At 36.4% G+C, this 12601-nt stretch carries 8 protein-coding genes; 5 read left to right on the top strand and 3 right to left on the bottom strand.

Going from position 1 to position 12601, the window contains the following annotated elements:
* Positions 1-127: 127 nt before the first annotated feature.
* Together HWQ42_RS02755 and HWQ42_RS02760 are read left to right on the top strand one after the other, a co-directional pair.
* A complete protein-coding gene (locus HWQ42_RS02755; RefSeq protein WP_292809087.1) occupies positions 128-883 on the top strand; it encodes a hypothetical protein in 756 nt (251 codons plus the stop codon).
* A gap of 215 nt (positions 884-1098) precedes the next feature.
* Entirely contained in the window at positions 1099-1929 is an 831-nt protein-coding gene (locus HWQ42_RS02760; protein WP_292809089.1) for a peptidoglycan-binding domain-containing protein, read from the top strand.
* A gap of 296 nt (positions 1930-2225) precedes the next feature.
* Here HWQ42_RS02760 and cobO read toward each other — a convergent pair whose 3' ends face one another.
* From cobO to HWQ42_RS02775, 3 genes are all read right to left on the bottom strand, one after another.
* Positions 2226-2903, bottom strand: a complete 678-nt coding sequence (gene cobO / locus HWQ42_RS02765) for a cob(I)yrinic acid a,c-diamide adenosyltransferase (protein WP_292728626.1) — start codon at positions 2901-2903, stop codon at positions 2226-2228.
* A 340-nt stretch (positions 2904-3243) separates the two neighbouring features.
* The gene (locus HWQ42_RS02770; protein ID WP_094350332.1) at positions 3244-3699 is read right to left on the bottom strand and encodes a GFA family protein; all 456 of its coding nucleotides are present in this window, start codon (positions 3697-3699) and stop codon (positions 3244-3246) included.
* A 137-nt stretch (positions 3700-3836) separates the two neighbouring features.
* A complete protein-coding gene (locus tag HWQ42_RS02775) occupies positions 3837-5105 on the bottom strand; it encodes a plasmid pRiA4b ORF-3 family protein (protein WP_292809091.1) in 1269 nt (422 codons plus the stop codon).
* A gap of 194 nt (positions 5106-5299) precedes the next feature.
* Between HWQ42_RS02775 and HWQ42_RS02780 the strand changes: the two genes are divergently transcribed.
* The 3 genes from HWQ42_RS02780 (at position 5300) to HWQ42_RS02790 (ending at position 12543) form a co-directional block, all read left to right on the top strand.
* Positions 5300-5836 carry a nucleotidyltransferase family protein gene (locus HWQ42_RS02780; protein ID WP_292809093.1) on the top strand — a complete coding sequence of 179 codons (537 nt, stop codon included), beginning with the start codon at positions 5300-5302 and terminating at the stop codon, positions 5834-5836.
* 185 nt (positions 5837-6021) lie between these two features.
* Positions 6022-11448 (top strand): ATP-binding sensor histidine kinase, encoded by a 5427-nt coding sequence (locus HWQ42_RS02785; RefSeq protein ID WP_292809095.1) that lies wholly within the window; start codon positions 6022-6024, stop codon positions 11446-11448.
* A gap of 432 nt (positions 11449-11880) precedes the next feature.
* Entirely contained in the window at positions 11881-12543 is a 663-nt protein-coding gene (locus HWQ42_RS02790) for a nuclear transport factor 2 family protein (protein WP_292809097.1), read from the top strand.
* Positions 12544-12601 lie beyond the last annotated feature (58 nt).

Consider the following 12601-nt stretch of genomic DNA (forward strand, 5'->3'; position numbering starts at 1 on the left):
TATCTAGCATCTATAGATTCCATAGGTGATATTTTTTGTCAATGCGTAAGTCCTAGTTCCTTAACTTCGGTTGTTAGCGCAGAGTTACACGTGCAAAATACAAAAAGTTTTCCAATTGATAAATCCAGTGAAAAAGTTAAGTCGCATTTTAATAATTTTCCTCAGCTTTATTCTTTGGCTAGGTGGGCTGAGTCCGGCTTTAGCAGATAACAAAACAGTATTAGGTATAACTACTCTTTACAGCAGCCCAGAGCAACAAGGACAAGGAGTTACGGTATACAAGGATATACTTAAATACGCAATTGCTACCCCTTTTGCTCCAGATTCGCCGATTCCTGCTACTAAAGAAGAGTTTGATAAAACACTAGTACCAGAACTGGTTAAAGCACTTGGAGATGGTTCTGTTACAAAAGCTTGGTTCGACTTCCAAGCTGCTAAAGGTGAAAGTACTGGCAACAAATTATTTAGTGTTGATGCTCCTTCGGGAGAGAAACTATATAGTGTAGTCGCTGGAAAACCTTTACAGCAATGTCCTCTAAAAATTCAAGATACTCAAATTGATTTCTTTCTAGATTCACATAAAGCAGCTGACAGAGCCGAAGAATTGGATAAGCAAGGTTACTTTATCTATGTTTCTCCTGTTGAGGAATTACGCAAAAAAGTACTTGATGCTTTGTACGATCAATATAGCAGTGGAAGTAATAATCCATCTTGTTTCTTAGTTAATGGCACTACTAAGAAGATTACAGTTGATTTCCAAGATATTTATACTTTACTTCCTTCTCAATTGCAGCAGCCAGCGAGGGAAAAACCACTCGTTTTCTTACCTAAGAATGAAAATGAGTTTTTATATGTTGTCAATGCCAGAGAGTCAGTTAGCTAGTACTCTACCAGATTAATTTTGCTCAGTTCGTAGTGGGTAGAGCAGTAGGGACGCACATCTGTGTGTCCCTAACACGTAGTATCATTAATAGTTGAGAATAAGCGATCGCATCTCTTTCTTTTTCACTCTCTATAGTCGCATACGCCGAACGTCTCAAAGAGTTGCAGCTTGTCGTCACACATCGCTTAACTTTCGGAACGCCTTGCAAATAAGAAATGTTAGATTTATTTATTTCTACTTACCCAATTTTTGTAAAACAAGATACATTAAATGGTAGTTTAATCGCAAAGGAACCAAAAAGCATGGCTGTTAGTAGCCCTGAAGTCATTCGTCATATATTGATCGGATTGGGATATTTAGCTCCTGAGATTGATCCTAAGCCGGATCTCACTAAATTTGCTCCCTGGAAACGGAATAACAACTCCCTGACAGACGATCCTACTGAAGAAGCGATTAAAAAGTTTCAGAAACAGTATTCACAAAAACTTACGGTTAATGGTAACGCTGATGCCGAGACTCGAACTGTCATGGAAGATACAGTCACAGGACTTCAGAATAGATTGAAGTTTCACGGTTTTGCAACCAATGCCGAAATTCCTCCAGGCAAGCCTTTTTATGGTCCAGCTACTTATACAGCAGTCAAGAAATTTCAGAAATCTCAGGGTTTAACTGAAAATGGGATTGCTACTATTGCACAGCGTCAAATTCTCCAGCAACCTAGTCTAACAGATAAGCCCCAGCCTCAGCCCCAGTCACAACTCAAGCTGATAGATTTGTGCTTTCAATTCAAAAAAGATCCTCAAAATCCTTCTTACATCGCAGCATTAAATAACTTACAACAAAATCTACCCAAGGACGTTTTACACAAAGTTACTAACAAATGGAGGGCGACAAACGATCAAAATCCTGAAATTGTCAAGCTGACGAATCTGTTTACTTATTATGATGACAATAATGCAAACCATCGTGATGCACTAAATCACTTACAAAGTCAGATTACCCCAGCCATATCTCAAGCATTTTTAAGTCTTTGGAATAAGAAGTAACAAATGGGACTTACAGCAGAATTCAGAATTCAGAACTAAAACTTTGTACCTCATCAACTTGAAATCTGCTTTTCCACATCTGATACCAATTCAAAAAATGTTTACGACAGATAAGCCCACCCGCGCTGACGCGCACCCCTTAGTAAGGGCAGGATTGGTGATATCTATTATCTATGTGTTGCATTCTTTTTTCAAATTGGTATGACATACGAGAATTAAAAACCAGATTTCTGATCTCTGCTGAGTCGAAAACCTGGTTTTTTAACAATTCTGAGTTCTGAGTTCTGAATTCTGATTTAATATTCAATTCCCGGTTGTGCTTTCACACCTTGATCGCGGAAAGGGTGCTTAACTAGGGTCATTTCAGTTACTAAGTCAGCACGCTCAATTAAAGCAGGTGGTGCGCCTCTACCTGTGAGAATAACGTGTTTGTTAGCGGGTTTTTGTGCCAAACCTGCTAAAACGTCTTCTACTGGTAAGTAAGACATTTTGAGGGCGATATTGATTTCGTCTAACAACACTAGATGAAAGTCTGGGTTGCGGATGTATTCTAATGATTTCTCCCATGCGGCGCTAGCTTTGTCAAGATCGCGATCGCGGTCTTGAGTTTCCCAGGTAAAGCCTTCGCCCATTGCGTGAAATTCTATCTGGTCTTCCCAATAACTGAAAACCCTTTTCTCGGAAGGTTCCCAGCTACCTTTGATGAATTGAACGATCGCTACTTTATACCCATGACCGAGCGATCGCAACACCATCCCCAAAGCCGCAGTGGTTTTACCCTTGCCGTTACCAGTATTTACAATAATTAACCCTTTTTCCGGTACAGCTTCTGCTATGCGCTTGTCTTGCACTTCTTTGCGTCGCTGCATCTTTTTGCGGTACTGTTCATCAGTCAGAGATGAAGACATTACCTCATCAATTAAGCGCCCAATTTCTTGGTCTGGGTTCAATTCCTGTGGTGTATCGTTTTTCATCAAGCTTGTCTAGAAATAACTGTTAAAAGTGTTGAAAATGAACTAAAATCGTCTTACTTATCCAATTTCACTTAAATTACTTGCTTGGAAATGTCCAGTAAGCTTTCATGTGAAATATTAATAGTGTGTTAGCTTTATTAACGATTTGCAGACAAGTGGAACTATATATGATACACAAGCTGAACTTATAATTTAAGTTTACTATTACTGTTTTAAATAATCTAATATGTTCATTAAAGCATTTTACCAGTAAAATTTTATTATTATCTTCTTTAGTACAATGATGAGTTAGATACTTTAAGTATCATAAGTATGATGTCTAATATCAGGAGTTATGCATTTATGGATGTTGTTGTTTCCATTTTTCCCATAAAGCCTGCGTATCTTCTGGTTGTCCGTCATAGTTGAGCAATTGGTCTGAAATTATCACCCATGATTGGGCACTGCGTGTCCAAATGTTACCCACTGGCCGTAACCAACTTGTATCATCTAAGGTTCCAGCTTTGACATTAATAGTATTTGAATTGTAAGTCCTTTCATGGAACAATCGCGTTCCGCAGTCGCCACAGAATAGGTTATTTACTTCACGTCCGCTATCATTTTTCCGAGTCCAAGCTTTTGGTTTTCCCTGAACAATTACAACAGCATCTCGTAATACTGTAAGAGACATACCAAAGGCACTAGACGATTGTTTTTGACACTCCTTGCAGTGGCATAGATAAAGTGTTAACGGTTGGGCATTAATTTCATAACGAATCTGTCCACATTGACAACCTCCAGTATATGGAATATTCACAGATTTTATCTCCTAACAATTTGTATTGCCGTATTGTAAATAAAACTATCTCAATCTTTAAGCGGGTTTTAATAGACACAAAAAGAAGACATGAGAATACAAGAAACTTTCATTATCTACACTTACCTAAATCCTTCTCATTCTTCATCTTCATCCGATTCATCATCCTCACTCCAATACTGTTGAGGTGCATTTCCGTGAACTTCTAAAATCTTCGGTTTTTTGATTTTGTTATCAGGTGGATTAATTGCTTCTAACTGCACATCAAATTTCCAGTTGTCACCAAAATCATAAAGATAGGTCATTTTACCACCCGGTTCTAGAGATAAATCACCAATCTGCACTTGGTCGGCAAATGGGGGTGTTTCCATGTAGGCATGACCGATTTTTATGATGCGACCAAAATGGTCTTTATAACTAAACTCGTACAGGTGATCGTAATCAAAGTCAAAAGCATCGAGAATTATCTCTGCTAGCCAGCTTAATGGTTTTTTTGCTGGTATGGCAATGCGTCGCCAAGCCTTAAAAAGGGATACTTTAAAAATATAAATACCATCAGTGAAGCCTTGCTTGGGAACAAGTAAATTATGCTCCCATTCTGGAAAAAATGGTTGGAAATGTGACTGTAATTTTCCAAAAGTCACATTCACATCATCCTGTAATTCTCCTCGTATACCCAGTGGAAAAAGTAATTGCAACAGAGCATCACCAAAGGGCAAGCGTTGTAAACCAGTAATGCGCCACCCCTTACCTTCTTGTGGTTTGCCATGTTTGATAGATAACAATCCAAATAACTCTAACAAGGCAACATTATGCAGTCCGGGATAATAACTAATATTGTTTTGATCTTCATATTTAGTGAATTTTAAACCTTTATCTGGGACGCGGGGCCAAAGTTGAATACATCTAAATAAGTTCCCTAATGAATCTTGATGTTCACCCAAAACTTCGTTATTTCCCCAAATCAACCAAGCTTCTAATAAGTTGAAATAGCGTTCTGTTAGGTTGAGGCTTAACCATGATTGCAAAGTTGCTGCATCTAAAACTAAAACCTGCTTCTTCCCTTGGGATTTAATTTGGGCTATTCCAGAACTGCGTAATAACAGATATAGTCCATTAATGTAGGGGTATGATTTCTGTACAGGGCGTTTGAGTTTGGTTTCAATTGGGTGACTTAACCGAGAATTAACTTCTGATAGGACTTTTAGCGGTAGAAGGTTATTAATACTACTAACTTCCACTCCGTTTGGTTGCAAGAAATCTATCAGGGTTTGAAAGTCATGCAGAATCGTACCGGGTTGATTTTCATCAATACTGAATTCTTGGAGGAGTTGTTGTTGTGACTCTGTTAGAGAAGGTAGTTCAGGATTGAGTGTGCGTTCTAGTCGCGCAAATAAATCTTCCATAAATAAAAATTCTAAATTCTAAATTCACAATTTAACCTTCTGTTTAACCTGTTTTCTTTATACTATGACTACAGAAGTTCTCCTGATAAACATTGACCTGCCAAGTGTCACAACAGGACTATCAACACCGTAAGTTTAATGAAATATGAATGATAATATTTTCACCTTCTACTTGACAATCCCAGGAATTTGATATGAATAGTAACACTCGCCTACAGATGATTTTAGCTGATACACGTATTAATACAGTATTACCTGCGATCGCTCAACTAAATCTACCTAACTGGTGGTTAGCCGGAGGTGCAGTCCGAAACACCGTTTGGTCTTCAATTTTTGGCAATGACTGTGGGTTAGGTATTAAAGATTTTGATATTGCATTCTTTGATATAGAGGGGAACCGTTCCCAAGAACTAGCAGCAAAAGCTACTCTCACAGAACAATTTCCTGATGACGAGTTTGATGTTAAAAATCAAGCCAGTTTTGCTCGTTGGCGTCTTGGTAGCAGACCTTATACTAGTACAGAGGATGGCATCAAAGATTGGCTGCACACCGCTACCGCTGTGGGAGTTCGACTAAATGCTCAAAGACAATGGCAATTTTTTACACCCTACGGGTTAGATGACCTATTTGGCGGCATTATTCGACCTACGCCAACGCATACTCATAATTTGGATGCCCATAATAAGGCATCTGGATTTTTACAGAAGTGTCCTTATCTGCGGTTGGCGTAAAAGTTACAGTCAGATTTTAGCCGCTAGTTTTCGTTACCAGGAAATAATCGCTTTTTAATTTACAACCATTGGATACTGAAGCCCAATGTTAATAATTCTCTACGTACTGGGAATAATTAAACTAGAATCCCTTTCACGATAGAACAGGGATGATGCTAATTTTATAACTTTATAGTCAAAAATCAATGCCAAATCTTACTGGATACCAAATCAAGTCGACTCTCCACGAAGGAATCCAAACAATTATTTATCAAGCACAAACGCCAAAGACGCAACAGCGAGTTATCCTCAAGCTGCTTAAAAATGAATATCCGACTCTCGAAGCCTTTACTCGGATTAAAAATGAGTATCTAATTCAGCAAGGTTTAGACCATCCCAATATAGTTAAAGCTATCAGTCTAGAAACCTTTGGAAATCGTGTGGGATTGTTGTTAGAAGACTTTGGTGGTCAGTCTTTATCTCAACTTCTACAAACAAAAAAACTTGACTTAATTAACCATTTCAAGATTGCTATTCAGCTGACTAAAGCTTTAGATTATTTGCATAATAATCAGATTATTCATAAAGATATCAAACCTAATAACATCATAATTAACTCCCAGACAGGTATTGTTAAACTCGCTGACTTTGGTATAGCCTCGCGTCTCAATAAGGAAAATCCCCAATTTAATAACCCTAACTGCGTTGAAGGCACACTTGCCTATATGTCTCCTGAACAAACTGGGAGAATGAATCGCATTCTTGATTATCGCACTGACTTTTATTCTCTTGGCGTGACTTTATATGAAATGCTAACTGATAAAATACCATTTATTAGCCAAGATCCCCTAGAAGTAGTTTATAGTCACATTGCAGTTCAAGCGAGAAACCCGCAATCATTAAATTCACAAATTCCTACCGCTATCTCTGAAATTGTGATGAAGCTGATGGCAAAAAATGCGGAAGACAGATATCAAAGTGCTATAGGATTATTAGCAGATTTAGAATCATGTCTCAAGCAGTTAGAAACTAAGGGAATCATCACTGATTTTGTGCCGGGTCGTTTGGATATATTGAGTCAGTTATTAATTCCTCAAAAATTATATGGTCGTGAAGAACAAGTTAATGAACTTTTAGCTGCATTTGAGCGAGTTACATCTGGAACTAGTGAAATGATGCTAGTTTCTGGTTATTCTGGAATAGGCAAATCAGTTTTAGTCAACGAAGTTAATAAACCCATTACTCGCAGACAAGGGTACTTTATTTCTGGTAAATTTGATCAGTTAAAACGAAATATACCCTATGCTTCTTTAATTCAGGCTTTTGCATATTTAATGCGGTATTTGCTGACCGAGAATAATGAAAAAATAGAAATATGGCGTAGTAAAATATTATCAGCTTTAGGAACAAATGGAAAAGTTATTACTGACGTAATTCCAGAAGTAGAGTTAATCATCGGTACACAACCGGAAGTTGCCCAAATTGGTGCAACAGAATCACAAAATCGCTTCAATCATGTTTTTAAAGAATTTATCCAAGTTTTTACACAAAAAGAACACCCATTAGTCATATTTTTAGATGATTTACAATGGGCCGATTCAGCCACTTTAAATCTAATTCAACTGCTCATAACTGATACTGATAGCAAATACTTTTTATTTATTGGTGCATATAGAGATAATGAAGTTAGTTCAGCACATCCTTTAATCCAAAAAACAGAAGAGATTAAGAATAGTGGCACGGTTATTAATAATCTTGTATTGCAACCCTTAAATTTAGCCAATGTAACTCAGCTAGTTGCCGAAACTCTTCAAAAAATAGAGGTTAAGCAGGATGAAGAGACAGGAGTCTTTAACCAAGAAATTATTAAACTAGCTGAGTTGATTTGTAACAAAACAGGTGGAAATCCATTTTTCATAACACAACTAATTCAGGCACTTCATCAAGAAAAACTGTTAAAATTTGACTTTACTAATGCTAAATGGCAATGGAGTCTAGAGGATATTCAGGCAATTGGAATTACCGACAAAAATGTAGTTGAGTTGGTTGCCAGCCGAGTTGAGAAACTACCAAAGTTTACCCAAGATGTTTTAAAATTAGCAGCTTGTGTAGGTGACAGATTTAGTCTGGATATTTTATCGATAGTTAATGAAAAATCACCTTCTTTGACAGCGAATGATTTACATTCGGCTTTGCAAGCGGGATTAATTCTGCCTTTAAGTGAAGCTTACCGCATTCCTTTAGTTTTTAATCAAGAAGAAGCGGTTAATTTAAATTTCGATACTTCACGGGTGGGTTACAAGTTCTTGCATGACAGAGTACAACAAGCAGCGTATTCGTTAATTCCAGAACAACTGAAGAAATCTACTCACCTGAAAATTGGGCAATTGCTTCTCCAAAATATACCTAAAGAAGAAATAGAAGCTAATATTTTTGATATTGTCAATCAGTTGAATGTAGGTATTGTTAACCTGATAGAGCAATCTGAAAAAACTGAATTGGCACGATTAAATTTAATTGCCGGACGAAAAGCTAAAGCTTCTACAGCTTACGAAGTGGCTCTTAAGTACTTCACAAATGGGATAGAACTTTTAAATATAGACTCTTGGCAAACTGAATATACCTTAACCATAGGTTTATATGAAGGAGCAGCAGAAGTAGCATATCTGGGCGGTGATTTTGAGCAGATGCAAAAATGGGCTGAGGTGGTGCAGCAAAAAGCCAAAATTCTTTTAGATAAAGTGAAAGTCTATGAAGTAAAAATTATCGCTTCTATCATTCAAAGCAAGCAATTGGAAGCTATTCAAACCGCAGTATCAATTCTGCAATTATTAGGAATAAGTTTTCCCGATGAACCAACATCAACTGATATTCAGCAGGGAATGGATGAAATCGCTGCTTCTTTAAAAGGAAAAGCCATTGCAGATTTAATTAACTTACCATTAATGACTGATCCTAACAAAATTGCAGCGATGAGAATCTTAATGGGAGTTCTCCCTGCGGCTTTTCAAACTGCTCCTGCAATGATGCCAATTATTGTCTGTAAAATGGTCAATTTGTCCTTAAGTTATGGAAATACGGCTGTATCTGCCTATGGTTATAGTCTTTATGGATTACTTCTTTGTGGAGTTCAAGGAGAAATTGATTCTGGCTATGAATTTGGGAAATTAGCTTCACGCCTGGTGTCACAATTTAATGCTGAAGAACTCAAGGCAAAAATTCTGACGGTTGTTAGTGCCCATGTGATGCATTGGAAAGAGCATGTTAGAGAGACATTAACATCATCAATGTCAGGATATTCTAGTGGTCTGGAAACTGGAGATTTAGAATATGCTGGTTATTGTGGTTACATTTATCCTTATCATTCATTTTGGATGGGTAAGGAACTTTGGGTTTTAGAAAAAGAACTGATAGCTTATTGTGATTCACTGAAAAAAATCAAGCAACAAGTAGCCTTCACTTGGAACTCAGTGTATTTGCAAACAGTTTTGAACTTGAAAGTAAGTTTTGAAAATGTGGACTGTTTAATTGGAGAAGCTTACGACGAACAAAGTATGCTGCCCATTCATCAGCAAGTAAATGACCTTTACACAATTAACCATTTATTTGTTAATAAGTTAATGCTCTCTTATATATTTGGGGAGTACTTTAAAGCTGTAGAAAATGCTGCGATCGCAGAAAAATCTTTAGGTGGTGTTACAGGCTTGTTTGTTGTTCCAGTGTTTTATTTCTACGATTCTTTAGCCCACTTGGCAATATATCATACTGCTAAAGAATCTGAGAAGCAAGCTATTCTAGAAAAAGTCCAAGCTAATCAGCAAAAGATGGAACTCTGGGCTACTTATGCTCCCACAAATCACTTACACAGATTTTATCTCGTGGAGGCAGAACGGTATCAGGTTTTGGGTCAAAAGCTAGAAGCAATGGACTATTATGAAAACTCTATTGCCAAATCTCAAGCAAACGGTTTTCTCCAAGAAGAAGCTTTAGCCTATGAGTTAGCTGGAAAATTTTATCAGTCTCTAGGTAAAGAATTAATTCATCAAACTTATATAACTAAAGCCTATTATGCCTATATTCGTTGGGGTGCAATCGCTAAAGTTAAACACTTAGAATCAAAGTATGTTTTTCTAGTAGGACAAACTACTACTATAGAAAACACTAGTTCAAAACTTGATACAACTCATATTACTACTAACACTACTACCAATAGCAGCTTGAGCGATTTTCTAGATTTTAATGCATTCATCAAGTTTTCACAAGCAATTACTAATGAAATTGTTTTAGAAAATTTATTGGGTAAGCTGATCCAAATTTTACTAGAAAATGCTGCTGCGCAAAAAGCAGTACTCCTCCTACTTAAAGATAATCACCTGTATATTGAAGCTTCTGGAAATGCTACCGACGATGTGGTGACGGTTTTACGTTCTATTCCTGTTGAAACCTATCAAGATTTACCGCTATCTGTGATTAATTACGTTCTCCGAACTCAGCAATATATTGTATTAAATGATGCAATGATTACAGAGCCTTTTAATTTTGATATCTATATCCAAAAATCTCAAACAAAATCAATCTTTTGTTTGCCCATTATGTACCAATCACAGCTTACTGGTATTATTTATTTAGAAAACCAGTTATCATCAGGAGCTTTTGTTCTAGAAAGGGTAGAGGTATTAAAAGTCTTAGTTTCACAAATGGCTATTGCCATAGAAAATGCCAGCTTGTACACAAGGGCGCAAGAGAAATCTAAAGAATTAGAACAATCGATAAAAGATTTACAAGAAGCACAACTACAACTTATCCAAAGTGAAAAAATGTCTTCTCTGGGTAATTTAGTTGCAGGTGTAGCACACGAAATAAATAATCCTATTGGTTTTATTACAGGTAGTATTGCCCAAGCAAAAGATATTGTTAAAGATTTAATAGACTATCTGCAACTGTACCGAGAAAAATTCCCCAGTCCTGGCGCTGAAATTGAAGAAAAAGCCGAAGAGATAGATATAGATTTCCTCATAAAAGATTTACCTAAAATGATTGATGGTATGACAGTGGGAACACAGCGCATTCGTAATATTAGTACTTCTCTCCGTACTTTTTCTCGTGCTGACACTACCTCTAAAGTGTTAGCTAACATCCATGAAGGTATTGATAGTACTTTGATGATTTTACAACATCGTCTGAAAGCCGATCATAATCGTCCAGCAATTAAAATTATTAAAAATTATGCAGATATCCCATTAGTAAAATGCTATTTGGGACAATTGAATCAGGTGTTTATGAATATTCTTGCCAATGCAATCGATGCTTTAGAAGAAGCAAATATCGGCCATAATTTTTTAGAAATTCAAGAAAAGTATCCGAATATTATTACTATTGAGACTTTTCTACAAGTAGATAATCACAAGGTGGTAATTAAGATTCAAGATAATGCCAAAGGAATGCCTGAAGAAGTTAAAAGATGCATCTTTGAAAATTTGTTTACTACCAAATGCGTAGGAAAAGGTACAGGATTAGGATTATCTATTAGTCGGCAAATCATAGTTGAAAATCATGGTGGAAATTTGATTTGCGAATCAGTCTTGGGAGAAGGGACACAATTTATAATTTCTCTGCCCATTTTGGGAGAATAAGGAATTTTTGATAGTTTTAGCGGCAGATTACCTACTTCTCAAATATGTTGAGGAGTTTATCACGAATATTACAGTATTGCTATAGTAATTCTATTTGATTTCTAAAAATTGGGAAACGAAAATTCATTTCCCTGTTAATAAAACTATGTAAGTAGTGACTTGATTACTTAATAAAATCAACATAAACTTAGTCACAATTAACACTTGTAAATTGTTAATTAACTGTTATAACTAATTGTATACATCAAATCTTGTATGTACTAGCTTTATCATTTACTAGAAAAGAGATTTTCTAGCAGATATAAAACGTAATTACTAGTAAAATCTATAAGCATATTAGCTAGTTTTTATGACCTAAAATTATTAGCTAAAACTTTAGTTTGTAGTAAAGTACAAGATGCGAAAATCGTAAATAATTAAGGGAGTCATCTTGTGGATAAAAGAAGAGAAAATGGGGGAATAGTTTCAAAGGCTATTTCGTTTCTGTTAAATCGTATAACTTTAATTGTGCTTGCAGTCACTCTTGTGCTGTTTGTTGGAGGTAAGTTTGAGGTAGCAAGTGCAACTCAACCTAACGCAGAACTAGAAATTCAAAAATTAACATCCTGTTACGCTCTGGGAACTGACGCCATTGGTAGAGGAAATCTCCAAGAAGGAAAGAATATTTATCGAGATTGCTTTACTCAAGATTCAGTCCTCACTGCGATTTTTCCTGATGGGGCAACTCAAACAAATTATGGGACAGATTCTTGGGCAGATTTTGTCTATTCAGTATTCCAAGGAAATGGTTATACAGCTACTCAACACTTGATGGGTACAATAAACATTTCAGTTGAGAATAATAAAGCAACGATGACCTCTTATCTCCATGCTACTCACAAACGTTCAGAAACTAGCATTGATGTCGCTAATGGCACTTATGAAGATAAAGTCGTCAAAACAAATGGGATCTGGAAAATTCGTAATCGTACCCTTAAACTCATTGATTTCTTGAATCTCAGTTCGCCAACTACTGCTTCTTCAAGCACTAATGCCCGAAGTGCTAATTCCTCAGCTACCTTTGTAAGACCAAATATACCTCGTATAAAAGAATAATTCTTTAGATTGGAATAACACTAATACGGGTTGGATAAGTATTCTTTACTTCTCTTAT

It is taken from the genome of Nostoc sp. JL23 (assembly GCF_017115065.1).
Classification (GTDB): Bacteria; Cyanobacteriota; Cyanobacteriia; order Cyanobacteriales; family Nostocaceae; genus Nostoc; species Nostoc punctiforme_A.